The following is a 19,288-nucleotide window of genomic DNA, read 5'->3' as shown; positions in this document are numbered from 1 at the left end:
AACCAGATTGACAGGAGGTAAATAATGAGCGAAGTAAAGAAGATAGCTACCAGAGATAGCTATGGAAAAGAACTTATAGAGCTTGCAAAGGTTAATGATAAGGTAGTAGTACTTGATGCAGACCTTGCAGCAGCAACAAGAACAGGTTGGTTCAAGAAGGAATTCCCTGACCGTCATATCGACTGCGGTATCGCAGAGTGTAACATGATGGGTGTGGCAGCAGGTCTTGCTACAACAGGAATGATCCCATTTGTCAGCACATTTGCTATGTTCGCTACAGGACGTGCATTTGAGCAGGTTCGTAACTCAATTGGTTATCCACACCTCAATGTTAAGATTGGTGGAACACATGCCGGAATCACTGTAGGTGAGGATGGAGCGAGCCACCAGTGTAACGAAGATCTTGCACTTATGCGCACAATTCCTGGAATGGTTGTTATGTGCCCTGCAGATGACATCGAGGCAAGAGCTTGCGTAAGAGCAGCTGCTGAGTATGTTGGACCTGTTTACATCCGTTTTGGACGTGCAGCTTGCCCTGTTGTTAACGACAGACCTGATTATAAGTTTGAACTTGGAAAAGGTACTGTACTTAGAGAGGGTACAGATGTTAGTATTATAGCAACTGGTATCGGAGTAGGAGCTGCTCTTGAAGCTGCTGAGAAGCTCGCAGCTGACGGTATCAGCGCAGAAGTTGTTAACATCTGCACTATCAAGCCTATCGACAGAGAGCTTGTAGTAGCAACAGCCAAGAAGACTGGCAAGGTTGTTACAGTTGAAGAGCATTCTGTAATCGGCGGTCTTGGAAGTGCTGTATGTGACGTTCTTTCAGAGGAATGCCCTACAGTTGTCAAGAAGATCGGTATGCAGGACAGATTCGGTGAGTCAGGATCTGCAGCTGCTCTGGTTAAGAAATATGGCCTTGATGGTGACGGAGTATATGCATCAGTAAAGGAATTTTTGAAATAATGAAGAATATCTTGAGTCCCTCAATATTGTCTGCAGATTTTAATATTCTTGGTCAGCAGATAAGAGAAGTAGATGAGGCAGGAGCTGAGTATATTCATATTGATGTAATGGATGGCATTTTTGTGCCATCCATTTCCTATGGTATGCCAGTAATTAAGAGTATCAGGAAGACAACACAGAAAGTTTTTGATGTTCACATCATGATCACTGATCCGATCAGGTATATTGAAGAATTTGCCAAGGTCGGTGCAGACATCATTACTTTCCACCTGGAAGCTACAGACGATGCTATGGCTGTTATAGACAAGATTCATGGCTGCGGTATCAAGGCGGGTATTTCTATTAAGCCGGGAACTGCAGTAGAGGAATTATTACCTTACCTTGATAAGGTCGACATGATTCTTGTTATGACTGTTGAACCTGGATTTGGAGGACAGTCTTTTATCCCTGAGAGTATAGGCAGGGTTAAAAAAGTTCGTCAGATGTTACAGGAAAGAGGCCTTACTACTGACATCGAGGTAGATGGCGGTATATATACAGAGAACGTTTCAAACGTGCTCGATGCCGGTGCAAACGTAATTGTATCCGGTTCGGGAGTGTTTAAAGGAAATGTTTCTGAAAACGTTAAAAAGTTTATAAACATATTGCAGAATCGTTGACGCTGCTTTTTTAATATTTTATACTTGTTAAAGAGATGGGGGCTCATGTGGGAAACACATGGGCTCTCAATGTTTATAATAGAATTAATCAGGAGAGAGTATGCGAAAACTTTCGATCAATCTTTTAACAGGTATTGCTTTAGCTGCACTACTCATGGGGTGCGGAAAAGAAAAAGCTGAAATAAGCGTTGATACCGGTCCTGAGGAACTTACAATGCAGCAAAACACTGCTGATCAAATAGACCAGACACAGATTGGACCTGCGGAACCTACGCAAATAGACAAGCTTATAGTAGGTTTTGTTCCATCGCATGAACCTGATGAGATAATAGCAACAACTGAGCCTCTTAAAGAACTTCTGATCAATGAGCTGGCAACTTCCGGCTACGATGTTAAAGAGGTAGAGATAGTTGTAGGCTCAACCTATGAGTCTGTAGGCGAAGGCCTTTCTGCAGGAACTATTGATGTTGGACTGATCCCCGGGGGCACGTACGTACAATATGATGACGGATGCGACGTTATCCTGACTGCGACTCGTGATGGCCTGTCTCTTGATAGTCCGGACCCAAAAGTATGGAATGATAATAAGCCAACAACCAGAACTAAAGAGCCTATTACATATTACAGATCTATTGTGATAGCAGGCCCGTCAGATGCCGGTAAGGCGATAGCTGAGAAGGTAAATGCCGGAGAAGAGATCACATGGGATGAACTGGATTCTCTTAAATGGAGTATTATGGATTCCACGTCACCGGCAGGTTTTGTATATCCTTCTCTCTGGATACAGTCAAACTATGGTAAGCATATAGCTGACCTTACCCATGCGGAAGTTTCTGATAATTACGGTACAGCGTTTTCCAAGCTGGCAAATGGCACAGTTGACGTTCTTGTAACCTATGCAGATGCCAGGCTTGATCAGGCCGAGAAATGGACTAATACATACGGAAGAACTGAGAGCATTTGGGATGAGACTAATGTTATCGGTGTCTCAGATGGAATCTACAATGACACAATTTGTGTCAGCAAGTTTTCACCGGTTATGACAGAGGCACTTAAGGAAGCAGTTAAACAGGCTTTTATAAATGTAGGAAATACACAAGAGGGAAAAGAGGCCGTTTCAATCTATGCACACACGGGATATATGGAAGCAACCAGTTCAGACTATGATTCTGAGCGTGCTGCACAGAAGATGATGATGGCACTTGACTGAGTACTTTATAATATAGTATGGGGAAGATATCATTGGTATCTTCCCTTTTTTAAGTTTAATATAAGGAGTTTTTTATGCGTATTATTTTTACTTCAGATACCCATGGTCATCTGTTCCCAACAAACTATGCCAAGAACTGTCCGGAGAATTCCGGCCTTTTTCTGTTGGCATCTCAGATAAAAAAAGACGAAAATACACTTGTACTCGATGGTGGTGATTCACTTCAGGGAACACCTCTTTTGTCTTATTACCTTGAACACAAGGATGAATATGACTTCAATCCTATGGCAGAGGGCTTCAATGCCATGGGGCTAGATTACTATACACTTGGTAATCACGATTTTAATTTTGGCTATGAGGCGATTGAAGATTACACCAGGTACATGAAAGCGACGATTATCTCAGCTAACGTTGAGGACCTTGACGGAAAGCTTGGGATCCAGAAGAATGTTATCCACACAATGCCGGATGGAACAAGGGTTGGAATTACAGCGGCAGTTACAGGTTATGTAAATGTCTGGGAGCAGCCTGAGCACCTTGAAAAGCTCAATGTTACAGACCCTGTTAAGGCTCTTTCTGAGCAGTATGAGGAGCTTAAGGATAAATGCGATCTTACTATAGCAATATACCACGGCGGTTTTGAAGAGGATCTTGAGACAGGAGCTCTTTTGTCACAGTCTTCTGAAAATCAGGCCTGCAAGATCTGTCGCGAGCTTGGCTACGACATTCTTTTGACGGGCCATCAGCATATTGCGGTTGCAGGAACTATAATAGAGGGCACATATGGAGTTCAGCCACCATCAAATGCAGTTAAGTACTGCCTCCTGAATGTGGATAAAAAAGACAGCTCTTTTGACATAACTTCAGAGCTGGTAATTCCCGATGCACCTGATGAGAAGTGCAGGGAAATAATAGAGGCTCACAGCTTCATGAACGGACTTACTGATAAGATACAGACCTGGCTTGATGAGCCTATTGGCTGTCTGGAAAAAGAGATAGCGCCTGAGGCCAAGCTTGATGCCGCAATCCACGGAAGCAAGGTGGCTGCGATTTTCAACCAGGTTCAGCTCGACTACACCGGAGCAGATTTCTCCTGTACCAGTCTTGCAAACGACCCACTTGGGCTTAAGAAAGAGATAACAGTAAGGGATGTCCTTGGAATCTATCAGTTTGCTAATACAGTTGAGGTAAAAGAAGTAACCAAAGCTGTTCTTAAAGCTGCTCTTGAAAGATGCGCTGAGTACTTTGACTATAATGCTGAGACAGGTGAGATTAGTGTATCAGAGAAGTTTTTGAAGCCTAAGATCGAGCACTACAATTATGATTATTATGCAGGACTTGAATATGCATATGACCTCACCAGACCGGTGGGAGAGAGAGTTGTAATGCTCAGAAAGCTTGATGGAACAGAGCTTAGAGATGATGAGAAGTATACACTTGTTACCAGCAATTACAGGGCAACAGGAACCGGCGGATACGAGTGTATAGGCAATTGTAAGTCGGTTGGAAGTTATTCGGATGAGATGCCGGATCTGCTGATAAACTTTATCAGAAAAAACAGTCCTGTTAAGGAAATAATAAATGGCAGATTTACTGTGAATAATTTGACAGTTTAATGGTGAAAAGGCATACTATTATAGAGTAATTGTCGATAAAAAGAAGGTTGAATATGTACAAGAGATTAGGAAGAAATGATATGTGCTGGTGTGGCAGTGGCAAGAAGTATAAGAGTTGCCATGCGGCTTTTGATGACAAGCTGATCCACTACGAGCATGAGGGCTTTATCATCCCTAGCAGAGACCTTTTCAAAACAGAGAAGGACATTGAGGGAATCAAGAAGAGTGCTGTCATAAATATGGCTGTGCTTGATGAGGTTGGAGACAAGATCCGCGCAGGAATGTCAACACAGGAAATTGACGACATCGTCAATGATGTGACCACTAAGATGGGAGGCATCCCAGCGGACTTAGGTTATGAAGGCTTCCCTAAGAGCGTATGCACTTCAATTAATGAAGAGGTATGCCACGGAATCCCTTCCAAAGACATAATTTTACAGGATGGAGATATTATCAACGTAGACTGTTCTACTATTCTTGATGGTTATTTCTCTGATTCATCACGAATGTTTATGATAGGCGATGTTTCTCCTGAGAAAAAGAGACTTGTTCAGGTTACCAAAGAGTGTATGGAAGCCGGAATCAAGGCAGTTATTCCTTGGACTCCGATTGGAGATATGGGACATGCGGTACATCAACATGCTCTTGATAATGGTTATACTGTCGTTAAAGAAATCGGTGGTCACGGCTGTGGCAATGCTTTCCACGAGGAGCCATATGTCAGCCATGTCAGCAGACCCGGTACAGGAATGCTCATGGTTCCAGGTATGGTATTTACAATCGAGCCTATGGTCAATATGGGTAGGGATGAGATCTTTATTGACGAAGAGAACGACTGGACAGTTTATACAGCAGATATGAAACCATCAGCTCAGTGGGAGGTTGAACTCCTTGTAACAGAGGACGGGCCAGAGCTTTTGTGCTGGTAATAGAATAGATATTACGATTTGAAAGGATATATAGAAATGCAGAATAAGGGTAAATACTACATTACTACTGCGATTGCTTATACATCAGGTAAGCCACATATCGGTAACAGCTATGAGATCGTGCTTGCAGATGCAATCGCAAGATATAAGAGAAGAGATGGATTTGATGTTCACTTCCAGACCGGTTCAGATGAACATGGGCAGAAGATTGAGACAAGAGCAATTGAAGCAGGCTGTGCTTCTCCTAAAGAGTTTGTTGATCAGGTTTCAGATACTATTAAGGGACTTTGGAACCTCATGGATACATCTTATGACAGATTCATCCGTACTACAGATGATGATCATGTCAAGCAGGTTCAGAAGATATTCAAGAGATTTTATGATCAGGGTGATATTTACAAGGGATCATACAAGGGAATGTATTGTACAGAGTGTGAGGCGTTCTATACAGAGTCTCAGCTCAAGGATGGCAAGTGCCCTGAATGCGGCGGTCCTGTTCATCCCGCAGAGGAAGAGGCATATTTCTTTAAAATGAGCAAATATGCTGACAAGCTTATTGATTATATCAATACACATCCTGAGTTTATTCAGCCTGTATCCAGAAAGAATGAGATGATGAACAACTTCCTTCTTCCGGGACTTCAGGATCTGTGCGTTTCCAGAACGTCATTTAAGTGGGGAATTCCTGTAGACTTTGATGACAAGCATGTTGTATATGTATGGCTTGATGCACTTTCAAACTATATCACAGGTATTGGTTACGATGCAGAAGGCCATAGCAGCGAAGAATACAAGAAGTGGTGGCCCGCTGATCTTCATCTTATTGGTAAAGATATTATTCGATTCCATACAATTTACTGGCCTATTTTCCTGATGGCACTCGGAGAGCCGCTTCCTAAGCAGATATTTGGTCATCCATGGCTCCTTCAGGGCGGCGAGAAGATGAGTAAATCAAAGGGTAACGTTATCTATGCTGATGACCTTGTAAGTCTCTTTGGTGTTGATCCTGTAAGATATTTCGTACTTCACGAGATGCCTTTTGAGAACGACGGTGTTATTACATGGGAACTTTTGGTTGAGCGTTTCAACTCAGACCTTGCTAATACACTTGGAAACCTTGTTAACAGAACAATTGCCATGAGTAACAAATATCTTGGTGGCGTTGTAGCTGATAAGGGTGTTACAGAGGATGTTGACGCAGACCTTAAGGCTGTAGTTACATCATGCTATGACAAGGTTGAGAAGAAGATGGATGAGCTCAGAGTTGCTGATGCGCTTACTGAAATCTTTACTCTCTTTAAGAGATGCAACAAATATATCGACGAAACTGAGCCATGGGTACTTGGTAAGGATGAGAGCAAGAAGGACAGACTTTCTACAGTTCTGTACAACCTTGTAGAGTCTATTTCAATCGGCGCTGCTCTTCTTGATCCATTTATGCCTGAAACAGCTCAGAAGATCAGAGAACAGCTCAATGCTCCTGAAAGAGAATTCGACTCACTTGGCCAGTTCGGCGTGCTTGCTTCAGGCACTAAGGTTGTTGAGGCTCCTGAGATGCTCTTTGCTCGTAAGGATCTCAAGGATGTGCTCGAGAAGGCTGCTGAAATAACCAAGAAGCAGAAGGCTGATTTTGAAGAATCTCAGAGAAAGGCAGCAGAGAACCTTGCCAAGGCCGGACTTGCTCCTGCACCAGCACCTAAGGCAGAAACAGCAGAGTCTGAGCAGGCTCCTATCGACATTCCTGCCAAGGAAGAAATCGAATATGACCAGTTCGGAGCTATGCAGTTCCAGGTTGGTGAGATCATTGCCTGCGAGGCAGTTGAGAAATCCAAGAAACTTCTGTGCTCACAGGTCAAGATTGGAAGTCAGGTCAAGCAGATCGTATCCGGTATCAGAAAGTATTACACTCCTGAAGAGATGGTCGGCAAGAAAGTAATGGTTCTTGTAAACTTAAAGCCTGCTAAGCTTGCCGGAGTTTTGTCAGAAGGAATGCTTCTTTGTGCAGAAGATGCTGAGGGTAACCTTGCGCTCATGACTCCTGAGAAGCCTATGCCCTCAGGTGCAGAAATCTGTTGATAATAAATGGATCAAAGTCCAAGAATCTCATGCTTGCATGAGAGATTCTTGGACCTTGAGACATATACACGCATGAGGAAGTAGCACGATAGTGCGGATTCCGAATGTGTGCATGGATTTCGAAAGCGTAGCGGAGAAATCCATGTTATTATATATATAGGTTTACTTATAAACTAAATTATGGGGAGGAACTTCCAAATGGTGCGCAAAGAGGAATTGACTTACAAATCAAGAGACAGACAATCCATGATCCATGCAATCAAGTGGATTCCTGAGGATAAGCCTGTAGCTATTTTACAGATTATCCATGGTATGCAGGAATACGTTGATCGTTACGATGAATATGCCCGTTTTCTTGCTGAGAAAGGCATTCTTGTAATGGGTAATGATCATCTTGGTCATGGCGGCTCTGTAACTTGCAACAGCAACGCTACCAAGGGCTTTTTCTGCAAGGATGATCCGGCAACTGTACTTGTACGTGATGCACACAGACTTAAGAAAATGGTTCAGGAAGAGTATCCTGGAATTCCGGTGTTTATACTTGGACACAGCTTCGGATCTTTTGTGGCAAGAGAGTATATTACCCGTTACGGAACAGGTATTCAGGGGGCTATTATCCAGGGTACAGCGTATATGCCTACCGGAACAGTTAATTCATTGGCTAATCTGGTTAATATCATGCAGTTGTTCTCAGGAACCAAGAAGAGATCAACTATGATCAACAACATGGCATTTAAGGGATATCTCAAGAGAATCCCTAATCCAAGAACTAAGTTTGACTGGCTTTCACATAATGAAGAGAGCATAGACAAATACATAGCTGATCCTTTAGACAACTTCATTTTCACACTTAACGGATTTGCTACAATGGCTGAACTTCTCAAGAGAGTTCAGGATATCAACAAGATGGATGACATTCCTAAGAACCTTCCAATTCTTATCACAGCAGGTAAGGAAGATCCTGTAGGCAACTATGGAGAGGCTCCTGCCAAGTTGTTTGATATTTACAAGAAACAGCTTCAGATTCAGAACGTTGAACTCAAGCTGTATGATAATATGAGACACGAGCTTCAACAGGAAATCGGAAGAGAGCAGGTATTTGAGGATCAGTACCAGTGGCTAAGGAAAGTGATTGAAAGTGTCAATAAAGGTTGATACATCAAAAATAATGGTAAGGTGTGCTTACCATTCTGACTGGGACGGGGCTATGAAACTCGCATGGGACACCTTTGAGAGGTTTGATGCCCCGGATTACTCCCAGGAAGGAATAGAGAATTTCCACAAATTCGTCAATGACGATATGCTCAGGAAGATGTTTGTGGCAGGGCATTATCAATTGTTTGTTGCTATGGACGGTGATAGATATGTGGGACTTATCTCTCTTAGGGAGAGAATGCACATATCTTTGTTGTTTGTCGACGGGGATTATCATGGCAACGGGGTTGCAAGTGCTCTGATTAAGTATGTTTCCATTTATGGAAAAAATGAAGAGGGGATAGATAAGCTTACAGTTAATGCGGCACCTTATGCTGTAGGCTTTTATCATAAGAGGGGATTTCGGGACATAGGTCCCGAGACTGTGGCGGATGGGATAAGATTCACGCCAATGGAACTAAAGTTACGCTAGAAGGAACGGGTTTTGTTGTATGGGAAAGATTTTTGATATTGATAGTCCACTTATGCATGCGCTTTCTAAACTTGCAGACATAATGTGGCTGAACATTTTGACTTTGATTTTTGCTACTCCTCTGATCATTGAACAGGCGGTTACAGTTGGAGGATACTTGATACAGATTGCGTCCGGAGATATTACTTCTTTGGATGGAATTGTTTTCTATGTAGTAGTAGCCTGGCTTGGCGGTATTGTTTGTTCTATACCTTTAGGACCTGCTCTGACAGCTATGCATTATGTGCTCCTTAAGCTTGTCAGAGATGAAGATAGTTATGTAACCAAGTCATTTTTTAAATCCTTTAAAGAGAACTTTAAACAGGGAGCTATTTTACAGGTTATTCAGTTCACAGCAGGCGGAATCCTGCTTCTGGATTTCCTTATCATGAGAGATGGCTCAGGTATATACAGATACATAGTGATAGCTATTTCACTTATTCTGTATATGGTTTCACTATATATATTCCCTCTTTTATCCAAGTTTGTTAACACGGTACTTGGAACGCTCAGGAATGCTGCTCTTATGTCTATAATGGCACTTCCTAAGACAGTGCTGATGGCTCTTGTGAGCGCAGTGCCTGTAGTAATTCTCTACTTCTTTAGTGCTAAGGCTCTTCCAATCCTCATACTTATGGGTATTGCAGGCCCCGGATTTGTACAGGCTCTTTTGTACAATAATACCTTTAAGAGATTTGAGCCCAAGGTAGAAGAAATGTCTGATGAAGAAGAGATGGATGCTGCTATCAGGAAGATTGATGAAGGTACTGAAGAAATAAGTCAGGGAAATACAGATTCAAACCAGTAACTGCAGGAATTCTTTTATCAGTGAGGTATCCCATGAAAAAGGCTTATCTTAAGTGGTTAGTTCCGATTATTGCTTTGTATGTTATGGCAGGCATAACCTGCTGGATTTTTCGTGGGATAGTTGAAGAAGAAGTTCAAGAAAATGAAATGCATAAGATATCACATATTGCAGAGGAAAACGTTCGCTCTGTAGATGTGATAATACAGACAGTCGTAGATTACAATAATTCTACGGCTGTTTCTTTTGCTAATATGGATTTTAACGAAGATCAGGACAAGCTGGTCAATGTATTAAGAACACTTTCTAAAAATGAATCTGTCTTTGGAAGTATAGTAGTTGATGCTAATGGAGTTGGCGTAAATGAAAAAGGTGAAAAGATAAATATCAGCAATGAGCTGTTTTTTGCAAAGATTATAGAGAGCTTCCATAATGGTGGAAGTGGAATGGTACAAATTAGGGAAGATGGATATTTTTCAGCCGGAAGTGTTGTAGTCGTTAATTATATAAACTTTGACGGAAATACCAAGGGATATCTGATAACAAATTCAAGAGTTGAAGATGTTCAGGAGAGAATTTTAAAAGGATTGCCAAAACTTGAAGTTACAGCGCTGGTGAATTTGGAAGGCTATATTTTTGCAGGAAATTTCAATGGAGATAATATTTGGGAAGACGGTAGCGACTTGTTACCTGAAGATACGATCAAAATGTATATTTCACAGAAGAAATATTACATGTCTCAAATAGAAGGGTACGGAAATCTTATTTTTGTCCCATCAGGGCAAATATCAGGCGGAGTTGTCATTGTAGCTACTGATGATGATATGTCGGATATTATGAAGGTATATATGATGAATTACTATAACCTGGTGATCGCGCTTTTGGTTATAGTTACGATTTATATACTGGCAAATCTTGGAATATTCATGTTCGGCAGCTTTATTAGAAAAATTCGTGCAGCCAAGGAGAGCGAAAGAATTAAAACTGACAGTATCACAGGGCTTTATAATGAGTTTGGCTTTACCGGTGAACTGAGTGGATATACAAGGTATGCAGGGGATAGAAATGGTATTTTGTTCGCAATTTCAATAGATTGTGACAATTCCACAGACAGGATCAATATACTAAAAGATGTGGCAGAGGAACTAAAACGTACTTACAGGATCACAGATATACTAGGGCGCGGAGAAGAAGGGGAATTTCTGGTATTCTTAAAAGGCTTCGAAGGTGAAAAAGATATAAGAAAACAGACAGATGAGCTTCAGATGTTTTTGTATGATCTCAAATCAGGCCTTATAGACAAAGGTAAGAAGGCCAAGATAGCAGCTGGCCGGGCAATATATCCTCAAAATGGTGGAAATGCAGATGAGCTGCTTGCAAAAGTAAGGGAAGCTCTCGAAAAATCTAAGGTTGATGGCAAGGGCAGTATTTCTTTTTGCGAATAAAGCAATGGACAAATTGCACAGTGAATTTTTTGAATATTCGTCAACATTTTTAAATTGTGGAAAACTGATTGTTATCTTGGTCACATTTGCTAATGAATGCTAAAATATTTGTGAAATTAGTGAATAGATAATAAAATTTCTAAAAGCTATACTTTTTTATAGCATAAACGTATTTGCAAATTAGGAGGAAAAATAAGGTATGGCAAGTTTATCACTTCAGCATGTTACTAAGGTTTATCCTAATGGTTTCGAGGCTGTTAAAGATTTCAACCTTGATATCGAGGATAAGGAATTTATCATTTTCGTAGGCCCATCAGGATGTGGTAAGTCTACAACACTTCGTATGATCGCAGGACTTGAGGATATTTCTTCTGGTACTCTTAAAATCGGTGACAGAGTAGTTAACGATGTAGAGCCTAAGGACAGAGATATTGCGATGGTATTCCAGAACTACGCTCTGTATCCTCATATGACTGTATATGATAACATGGCTTTCGGACTTAAGCTTAGAAAAGTTCCTAAGCAGGAAATCGACAAGATGGTTAGAGAAGCAGCTAAGATCCTTGATCTTGAGAAGCTCCTTGATCGTAAGCCTAAGGCTCTTTCAGGTGGACAGAGACAGCGTGTTGCTATGGGACGTGCTATCGTTCGTAACCCTAAGGTATTCCTTATGGACGAGCCTCTTTCAAACCTTGATGCTAAGCTCCGTGTTCAGATGAGAACAGAGATCGCTAAGCTTCACCAGAGACTTGGCACAACAATTATCTACGTTACACATGACCAGACAGAGGCTATGACTCTTGGTACAAGAATCGTAGTTATGAAGGATGGTGTTGTTCAGCAGGTTGATACACCTCAGAACCTCTATGATAAGCCAGGCAACCTCTTCGTTGCTGGATTCATGGGATCACCTCAGATGAACTTCCTTGATGCTGATGTTGAGGTTAATGGCGACAAGGCTTGCCTCAAGATCGCTGGCCAGTCAATCGAGCTTCCACCAGCTAAGGCTAAGAAGCTTATCGAAGGTGGCTACGGCGGAAAGAAGGTTACATTCGGTATCCGTCCTGAGGATGTTGATGATTCAGAGATGGTTGTTAGCACATCTAAGGCTGTATTTGAGTCAACAATCAACGTATACGAGCTTCTTGGTGCAGAAGTTTATCTGTACTTCGATCTCGCTGAGTTCCCTATCACAGCTAGAGTAGATTCTCGTACAACAGCTAGACCTGGCGATAAGGTTAAGTTTGCTTTCGATGTTGAGAAGATCCACATCTTCGACAAAGAGACAGAGAAGACAATCACAAACTAATAATGATAATAATTTGGGCCGCACATTTCGTGTGGCCCATTTTTTGTTGCACAAGACCGGCGCGAGAATGTCGTTCGCGACATTCTTTTTTATGTTATGATAATAGAGAGACTAATTGTTAATAATAGATAAGGAGCAGTGTATGATTTCTGCACAGACTATCAGAACAAGTATAGAAGAACTTAGCGCTATTACAAAAGTTGAGCTATGTGTTATGGATTTGGGAGGCGAAACGGTAGCATCCACAAGCGAAAGAGATTTCCTTGATGTTTCTATCGTTATTAATTTTGCCAACTCCCCTGTAGACTCTCAGGTAATCGGCGATGTGCATCTGTTTAAGATATTGGACGAGGGTGATCCGGCCTATGTGCTTCTTGCCAAGGGTGACAGTGAGCACGCTTATATGGTTGGTAAAATAGGTGTAAGTCAGCTTCAGAATCTTGTTGTCGCATATAAAGAAAGGTTTGACAGGAATAACTTTTTCCAGAATCTGCTTCTTGATAACATGCTTCTTATTGATGTGTATAACAGGGCACGTAAGCTCAAAATAGAGGTTAGTGTTCCGAGAGTAATCATCCTGGTTGAAACCAAGAATGTTCAGGATAACACAGCGCAGGAGCTTCTGAGCAGCATGTATGGTCAGCATTCCGGAGACTATGTTACAGCCGTTGATGAGAATAGTGTGATCCTGATCAAGAATCTTGGAAGAGGACAGAACTATGAAGATGTCCACAAGATTGCTACAACTATTGTTGATATGATGAATACTGAGGCAATGCTCAATGTCAGAGTTTCCTACGGAACGATTGTTGAGGAGATCAAGGATCTTAGTAAGTCTTTCAAGGAAGCCAAGATGGCTCTTGAGGTAGGAAGAATATTCTATGCAGAAAAAAGAGTTAATGCCTACAATACACTTGGAATAGGAAGACTTATTTATCAGCTTCCTGAAAGCCTCTGCAAGATATTCATTGATGAAATCTTCGGCGACAAGGAAGTTCCTGATGATCTTGATGAAGAGACACTCAATACTATCAATAAATTCTTTGAAAACAACCTGAATGTTTCTGAGACATCAAGACAGCTCTTTGTTCACAGAAACACATTGGTTTACAGAATAGAGAAGCTTGAGAAGAGCTCAGGACTTGATGTTAGAAACTTTGATGATGCTCTTACCTTTAAGATTGCTCTTATGGTAATCAGTTACATGAAGTATCTTGAAGGCAGACAATGAAACTTCTGATACACTAGATTCGAAAGAGTCTCATCAAGTGTAGTGAGAATGTATATACTAAGCTCAGGAACACTCGCCTAGTATACACAGACGGCTCTGTAAAGGATGCATGTACGTTGACTTCCGGTAGAGACAGGCAACCTTACAACACATGGAAGGTTCCACTTAGTGCTGCTTCGTTCCCGACCTGACACGGTTCGCAGATTTCCATTGCATAAGACCCGAACCTACACAAAAGGACTGCTACATACACCCTTTACAGAGCCGCTCTATAAATATACTTGGTTTTGATAATTATTTCAAGTAAATTATGATTATTATTTTTGTTTAACGAGTTGATCCAGAGTATAGCTGTCTATGTACTGGTTGACTACATCATCCAGCCCCTTCCAGAAATTAAGACTGGCACAGGAATCAGATAAGGGACATTCAGACATCCCTTCTGCAGCACATTCTACAGGCGAGAAGTTGCCTTCCATAACTCTTAATATATCACCTACAACATATTCAGAAGGATCCTTGGCAAGGCGGTGTCCGCCGTTTGTTCCGCGCATGCTCTCAAGGTAACCTGCCTTATTAAGAGCAGTAACTATCTGCTCGAGATATTTGACTGTAATACCAAGTCTGACAGCAATATCCTTAAGGGAGATGTATTCACCATTATAATGGGCTGCCAAATCTGTCATAACTCTCAGACCATATCGGCCTTTTGTGGAAATCCTCATATTTTACCTTTCGATAATAATTAAAAATGTCTATAATAATGATATATAATAGCAAAAAATGAAACGAATTACTACTAAAATGGTATGAATTTAAATATGCAGATGAAACCTAAGGCTCTGGGCAGGATCAGTACAAAAGGTCTTACTCAGGAGGAAATACAAGATATTAAATTTATGAAAGCCGCCATTACACAGGCGAGAAAGGCATATGTTCTGGGAGAGGTGCCAATCGGGTGTGTAATAGTTTATGAAGGCAAAATAATTGGAAGAGGCTATAACAGGCGCAACACCGACAAGACAACCCTGGCTCATGCTGAGATAACTGCGATCAAGAGAGCGGGGAAGGTAATTGGTGACTGGAGACTTGAGGGCTGTAAGCTTTATGTAACCTTAGAACCTTGCCAGATGTGCGCCGGAGCTATAGTACAGGCCAGAATACCTGAAGTCATCATGGCTGCTGAGAATCCCAAGGCGGGGTGTGCAGGATCTGTTCTGGATATACTGAACAATCCGGGATTTAATCACCAAGTACAGGTTAAAAGAGGCGTGTTAAAGGATGAATGCGCCAAAATGTTAAAGGAATTTTTTGTGGAACTGAGAGCCAGAAACAAGGCTGAGAAAGAGCTGAAATCCAGTCAGGGACTAGACGAGAACTGACGCCTTACCGGTTACGAAAGGAATCCGTTAATGAAAAAGAGGATAATATCCAGCTTGTTGATCATGTTCCTGATTATTGGAACTGCTGCATGTGGAAGCTTTGGCCATAGTAAAGATAACCGCAAGACAAATGATGACGCGTACAAGGTGTGGAATATCGACTTTAACGAAGAACCTACTACAGTGACTCTTTTAACAATCGGAGATAAGCCAACTAATGGAATGACAGAAGAGGCAGTGGCAGAAATCAACAAGATTCTGCTGAAAAGAGTAAATGCCAAACTGGATATCTTCTATGTTGGATGGGACGATTATCTCCATAGATATAATGAAATAATATCATCTAAGAATTCTAATATTGACCTGATAGGAACAGGTTCTGATTGGCTTGACGCATGGCCCAATGCCAGGCAGGGTAATTTACTTCCGATGAGTAGGGAAATGCTACAGTTTTTTTGCCCTGAAACCTACAGCCGGGTGACAAGCGCTGAGTGGGACAAATGCTCCTATGATGGGAAAATCTATTTTATCCCTGAAAACGAATATACGCAGTGGACCAACCACGGGTTCATTTACAGAGCAGATGTGGCCAGAGAAGCCGGCTATGATAAGCTCCAAAGCTGGGATGACATTACCGGGTATTTTAGATATATAGTGAGAAAAAAACCTGAAATGATAGCCTGGGACAGCGATGGGACAAATACTATCATTGGTCTTGGATACCTTATGTCTCAGAAAAAATACAATCCTATATATGAAGTTACAACTTATGGACTATGGGGGGCGTATTCTGATGGCGACGGGAAAATAGTTTCTCCGTATTATGAGGGAGATGAGTTTATCAAATTTGCCAAACTCATGAAGGAATGGGACATGATAGGTGTCTGGAGAGCTGGCCAAAAAGGCGCCGGAGATGAAACTGATGAGTTTTATCAGGGGTATTCTGCAGTCGTCCAACATCATACAGCACAGTATTATAACGTTATAGAGCCTTTGCTCAGAGTTAAAAATCCTTCGGCTTCGGCCGGGTTCTACTGGTTTGGAGAAGAAAACGCTAATCTTATGAAAACCAGTATTTTACATGGCGCAATGGCCGTATCTGCTTATAGTAAAAATCCGGAAAAGGCGCTTATGGTATATGATGTACTCCGAAATGACAGAACCTGCTACAGACTTATGCGCTATGGTGTTGAAGGAATTCAATATGTCAGTCCTGATGGGAAAAAGATGGAAAAGCCCCGAGGCTATAATGCTGACAGAGACGACATTACAACTAACTTCTGGTGGGGAAGGCGAGATGATTATGAACTTCTGGATACAGAGGTAAACTGGAATGATTACTATAAATTATTGGATAGTTATAAACATGTAGCGGTAGATTACCCGTGGGATGGCTATGATTTTGCCTATGGTCTTGATCAGAACAAATTGCAGGCGGTAATAGAGGTTTGTGATAAGTATATTCCTGAAATAACCTATGCCAGATACAGTATTCCTCCGGAAGCAGAAGTTACTCTTTTTAGAGATGCTCTTAAGGCAGCAGGTATTGAGGATATAACAAGACAGTTACAAAAAATCAAAGACACACATTAAAATTGTCACTACAAATCATTACGAAATTATTGTATAATATCGCCAATATTATTGTATACATGTATAGCGGCTTAAATGGTAGGAGGATTTACTATGGTAACAACGCTCGATAAGGGATGTTATCTCTTAAATGGAACAACAATTGTTCCTGATGATGCAGAAGCCTCTGCTGTTCTTGGAAGCCATGGGGTTAATACTTCCAGGGAAGAGGCAAAAGAAAATACGATTGCTTACGGGATACTTAAGGCTCACAATACTTCCGGCAACATGGATAAGCTCTGTGTTAAGTTTGATAAGCTTACTTCACACGATATTACTTATGTAGGAATTATCCAGACTGCAAGAGCTTCAGGTCTTGAGAAATTCCCTATTCCATATGTTCTTACCAACTGTCACAACTCACTTTGTGCTGTCGGTGGAACTATCAACGAAGATGATCACATGTTTGGTCTTACTGCTGCTCAGAAGTATGGCGGAATCTATGTTCCACCTCATCAGGCAGTTATCCACCAGTTTGCAAGAGAAATGCTTGCCACATCAGGCGGAATGATTCTTGGATCTGACTCTCATACAAGATATGGCGCTCTTGGAACAATGGCTATTGGAGAGGGCGGCCCTGAGCTTGTTAAACAGCTTCTGGGACAGACATATGATGTAGATATGCCAGGTGTAGTAGCCATATATCTTGAGGGAACGCCCAAGAAGGGAGTTGGTCCTCAGGACGTTGCTCTTGCTATTATCGGCAAGGTATTCGGAAGCGGCTATGTCAAGAATAAGGTAATGGAGTTTGTAGGACCAGGCGTCAAGAATCTGAGTGCGGATTTCAGGATTGGCGTTGATGTAATGACAACAGAGACTACTTGTCTTTCATCTATATGGCAGACAGATGATACGATCAGAGAATTCTATGATATCCACGGAAGAGTCGGCGATTACAAGGAGCTTAAGCCAGGAGATGTAGCCTACTATGACGGCCTTGTTAAGGTTGATCTTGATACGCTTAACCCAATGATCGCTATGCCTTTCCATCCTAGCAATGTATATGAGATTGCTGAGGTAAATAGAAATGCGGCAGATATCCTGGCAGATGTTGAGAAGCGAGCTAAGGTAAGCTTTGGAGATAAAGTTGAGTTCTCACTTCAGAACAAGCTTAGAGATGGTAAGTTCTATGTTGATCAGGGAATCATTGCAGGCTGTGCAGGTGGTGGATTTGAGAATATCTGCGCTGCTGCAGACATTCTAAAGGGACATTTCATCGGTAATGACAGATTTACACTTAGTGTATATCCAGCTTCTACACCTATTTTCATGGAGGTTGTCAAGAACGGTACAGCCGCAACTATTCTTGAGACAGGTGCAATCCTCAAGACAGCATTCTGCGGACCATGTTTTGGTGCCGGAGATACTCCTGCCAACAATGCTTTCAGTATCAGACATTCAACCAGAAACTTCCCTAATAGAGAAGGTTCCAAGGTTCAGAACGGACAGGTTGCTTCCGTGGCACTTATGGATGCCAGATCTATTGCAGCGACAGCTGCTAATCAGGGCGTGCTCACACCTGCTACTGAATTCGACGGAGAACTTAATAAATATAAGTATCACTTTGATAGCGAGATTTATAAGAATCGTGTATTTGATTCACATGGCAAGGCAGATCCATCTGTTGAGCTTCAGCTTGGACCAAACATCAAGGATTGGCCTAAGATGGTTGCACTTACAGATAACCTCCTGCTCAGGGTAGTTTCAGAGATCCACGATCCTGTTACAACTACTGATGAGCTTATTCCTTCCGGAGAGACTTCATCCTACAGATCAAACCCTCTTGGACTTGCTGAATTTACTCTTTCAAGAAAAGATCCTGAGTATGTTGGAAGAGCCAAGGCGGTATATGCACAGGAGATCAAGAGAAGGGATGATGTTCCGTTTAACGAGATGGATCCTGAGCTTGCAGACGCGATTAAGACTGTCTTAAAGGATTATCCTGAGGTTACAAGCCATAATACAGGTATTGGCTCAACAATCTTTGCAGTTAAGCCTGGTGATGGCTCTGCAAGAGAGCAGGCTGCTTCATGTCAGAAGGTTCTTGGAGGTTGGGCTAACATTGCCAATGAATATGCTACCAAGAGATATCGTTCAAACCTCATCAACTGGGGAATGCTGCCATTTATCATTGATGGTGAGGAGCTTCCTTTTAAAAACCTTGATTATATCTTCATTCCGGGCATCGCTACAGCGGTAAAAGAAAAAACTGAGAATATCAAGGCTTATGTGGTTACAGGCGGAGCACTAAAGGAGTTTAATTTAAAGCTTGGAAGCCTGACAGACGATGAGAGACAAATAATACTGGATGGTTGTCTAATTAACTTTAACCGCGTAAAATAAACTATGTAGCGTATAAAAG

At 41.7% G+C, this 19,288-nt stretch carries 16 protein-coding genes and 1 other RNA gene; 15 read left to right on the top strand and 2 right to left on the bottom strand.

From position 1 onward, the window contains the following. Positions 1–24 precede the first annotated feature (24 nt). The 12 genes from BPR_RS14255 to BPR_RS14200 all read left to right on the top strand — a co-directional run bounded on the left by BPR_RS14255 (position 25) and on the right by BPR_RS14200 (position 13,912). Positions 25–966 carry a transketolase family protein gene (locus BPR_RS14255; protein WP_013282195.1) on the top strand — a complete coding sequence of 314 codons (942 nt, stop codon included), beginning with the start codon at positions 25–27 and terminating at the stop codon, positions 964–966. After that, positions 966–1,625, top strand: a complete 660-nt coding sequence (gene rpe / locus BPR_RS14250; RefSeq protein ID WP_013282194.1) for a ribulose-phosphate 3-epimerase — start codon at positions 966–968, stop codon at positions 1,623–1,625. The genes BPR_RS14255 and rpe overlap by 1 nt, the downstream gene beginning before the upstream one ends. 100 nt (positions 1,626–1,725) lie before the next feature. Next, positions 1,726–2,835, top strand: coding sequence for a phosphate/phosphite/phosphonate ABC transporter substrate-binding protein (locus BPR_RS14245; protein ID WP_013282193.1), 1,110 nt, complete (start codon positions 1,726–1,728; stop codon positions 2,833–2,835). A 74-nt stretch (positions 2,836–2,909) separates the two neighbouring features. Then, positions 2,910–4,451, top strand: coding sequence for a bifunctional metallophosphatase/5'-nucleotidase (locus tag BPR_RS14240; RefSeq protein ID WP_013282192.1), 1,542 nt, complete (start codon positions 2,910–2,912; stop codon positions 4,449–4,451). A 53-nt stretch (positions 4,452–4,504) separates the two neighbouring features. Then, complete coding sequence (locus tag BPR_RS14235) at positions 4,505–5,380, top strand: methionyl aminopeptidase (protein WP_013282191.1); 876 nt, start codon at positions 4,505–4,507, stop codon at positions 5,378–5,380. A gap of 36 nt (positions 5,381–5,416) precedes the next feature. Beyond that, positions 5,417–7,456 carry a methionine--tRNA ligase gene (metG, locus tag BPR_RS14230; protein WP_013282190.1) on the top strand — a complete coding sequence of 680 codons (2,040 nt, stop codon included), beginning with the start codon at positions 5,417–5,419 and terminating at the stop codon, positions 7,454–7,456. A gap of 198 nt (positions 7,457–7,654) precedes the next feature. Further along, entirely contained in the window at positions 7,655–8,611 is a 957-nt protein-coding gene (locus tag BPR_RS14225) for an alpha/beta fold hydrolase (RefSeq protein ID WP_013282189.1), read from the top strand. Next, positions 8,595–9,083: a GNAT family N-acetyltransferase gene (locus tag BPR_RS14220; protein WP_026662840.1), complete on the top strand. Its 489-nt coding sequence runs from the start codon at positions 8,595–8,597 to the stop codon at positions 9,081–9,083. Before BPR_RS14225 ends, BPR_RS14220 begins: the two co-directional genes overlap by 17 nt. 19 nt (positions 9,084–9,102) lie before the next feature. Further along, positions 9,103–9,930 carry a YesL family protein gene (locus tag BPR_RS14215; protein WP_013282187.1) on the top strand — a complete coding sequence of 276 codons (828 nt, stop codon included), beginning with the start codon at positions 9,103–9,105 and terminating at the stop codon, positions 9,928–9,930. Between the two features lie 32 nt (positions 9,931–9,962). Continuing rightward, complete coding sequence (locus tag BPR_RS14210; protein ID WP_013282186.1) at positions 9,963–11,372, top strand: diguanylate cyclase domain-containing protein; 1,410 nt, start codon at positions 9,963–9,965, stop codon at positions 11,370–11,372. Between the two features lie 199 nt (positions 11,373–11,571). Then, positions 11,572–12,681 (top strand): ABC transporter ATP-binding protein, encoded by a 1,110-nt coding sequence (locus BPR_RS14205; RefSeq protein WP_013282185.1) that lies wholly within the window; start codon positions 11,572–11,574, stop codon positions 12,679–12,681. A 142-nt stretch (positions 12,682–12,823) separates the two neighbouring features. Beyond that, positions 12,824–13,912: a PucR family transcriptional regulator gene (locus tag BPR_RS14200; protein ID WP_013282184.1), complete on the top strand. Its 1,089-nt coding sequence runs from the start codon at positions 12,824–12,826 to the stop codon at positions 13,910–13,912. Positions 13,913–14,039: 127 nt separating this feature from the next. Here BPR_RS14200 and ffs read toward each other — a convergent pair. Further along, positions 14,040–14,139: signal recognition particle sRNA small type (gene ffs, locus BPR_RS20430), an RNA gene on the bottom strand. A gap of 90 nt (positions 14,140–14,229) precedes the next feature. After that, positions 14,230–14,637 carry an RrF2 family transcriptional regulator gene (locus tag BPR_RS14195; protein ID WP_013282183.1) on the bottom strand — a complete coding sequence of 136 codons (408 nt, stop codon included), beginning with the start codon at positions 14,635–14,637 and terminating at the stop codon, positions 14,230–14,232. A gap of 102 nt (positions 14,638–14,739) precedes the next feature. Between BPR_RS14195 and tadA the strand changes: the two genes are divergently transcribed. The 3 genes from tadA (at position 14,740) to BPR_RS14180 (ending at position 19,269) form a co-directional block, all read left to right on the top strand. Beyond that, positions 14,740–15,294, top strand: a complete 555-nt coding sequence (tadA, locus tag BPR_RS14190) for a tRNA adenosine(34) deaminase TadA (protein WP_042258102.1) — start codon at positions 14,740–14,742, stop codon at positions 15,292–15,294. 30 nt (positions 15,295–15,324) lie between these two features. Next, complete coding sequence (locus tag BPR_RS14185) at positions 15,325–16,887, top strand: extracellular solute-binding protein (protein WP_013282181.1); 1,563 nt, start codon at positions 15,325–15,327, stop codon at positions 16,885–16,887. A 93-nt stretch (positions 16,888–16,980) separates the two neighbouring features. Further along, complete coding sequence (locus BPR_RS14180; protein WP_013282180.1) at positions 16,981–19,269, top strand: hydratase; 2,289 nt, start codon at positions 16,981–16,983, stop codon at positions 19,267–19,269. Positions 19,270–19,288: the final 19 nt, after the last annotated feature.

Origin of the sequence: Butyrivibrio proteoclasticus B316 (genome assembly GCF_000145035.1) — a bacterium.
In the GTDB taxonomy this organism is placed as follows: Bacteria; Bacillota; Clostridia; order Lachnospirales; family Lachnospiraceae; genus Butyrivibrio; species Butyrivibrio proteoclasticus.
The sequence above is the reverse complement of the archived record's forward strand: the minus strand, read 5'-3'. Positions and strand labels throughout refer to the sequence as shown.

What these genes read in the sequence shown, in the direction of transcription:
- BPR_RS14255 (WP_013282195.1), top strand. Translation starts at nt 25, where the DNA reads ATGAGCGAAGTAAAGAAGATAGCTACCAGAGATAGCTATGGAAAAGAA.
- rpe (WP_013282194.1), top strand. Translation starts at nt 966, where the DNA reads ATGAAGAATATCTTGAGTCCCTCAATATTGTCTGCAGATTTTAATATT.
- BPR_RS14245 (WP_013282193.1), top strand. Translation starts at nt 1,726, where the DNA reads ATGCGAAAACTTTCGATCAATCTTTTAACAGGTATTGCTTTAGCTGCA.
- BPR_RS14240 (WP_013282192.1), top strand. Translation starts at nt 2,910, where the DNA reads ATGCGTATTATTTTTACTTCAGATACCCATGGTCATCTGTTCCCAACA.
- BPR_RS14235 (WP_013282191.1), top strand. Translation starts at nt 4,505, where the DNA reads ATGTACAAGAGATTAGGAAGAAATGATATGTGCTGGTGTGGCAGTGGC.
- metG (WP_013282190.1), top strand. Translation starts at nt 5,417, where the DNA reads ATGCAGAATAAGGGTAAATACTACATTACTACTGCGATTGCTTATACA.
- BPR_RS14225 (WP_013282189.1), top strand. Translation starts at nt 7,655, where the DNA reads ATGGTGCGCAAAGAGGAATTGACTTACAAATCAAGAGACAGACAATCC.
- BPR_RS14215 (WP_013282187.1), top strand. Translation starts at nt 9,103, where the DNA reads ATGGGAAAGATTTTTGATATTGATAGTCCACTTATGCATGCGCTTTCT.
- BPR_RS14210 (WP_013282186.1), top strand. Translation starts at nt 9,963, where the DNA reads ATGAAAAAGGCTTATCTTAAGTGGTTAGTTCCGATTATTGCTTTGTAT.
- BPR_RS14205 (WP_013282185.1), top strand. Translation starts at nt 11,572, where the DNA reads ATGGCAAGTTTATCACTTCAGCATGTTACTAAGGTTTATCCTAATGGT.
- BPR_RS14200 (WP_013282184.1), top strand. Translation starts at nt 12,824, where the DNA reads ATGATTTCTGCACAGACTATCAGAACAAGTATAGAAGAACTTAGCGCT.
- BPR_RS14195 (WP_013282183.1), bottom strand. Translation starts at nt 14,637, where the DNA reads ATGAGGATTTCCACAAAAGGCCGATATGGTCTGAGAGTTATGACAGAT.
- tadA (WP_042258102.1), top strand. Translation starts at nt 14,740, where the DNA reads ATGAAACCTAAGGCTCTGGGCAGGATCAGTACAAAAGGTCTTACTCAG.
- BPR_RS14185 (WP_013282181.1), top strand. Translation starts at nt 15,325, where the DNA reads ATGAAAAAGAGGATAATATCCAGCTTGTTGATCATGTTCCTGATTATT.
- BPR_RS14180 (WP_013282180.1), top strand. Translation starts at nt 16,981, where the DNA reads ATGGTAACAACGCTCGATAAGGGATGTTATCTCTTAAATGGAACAACA.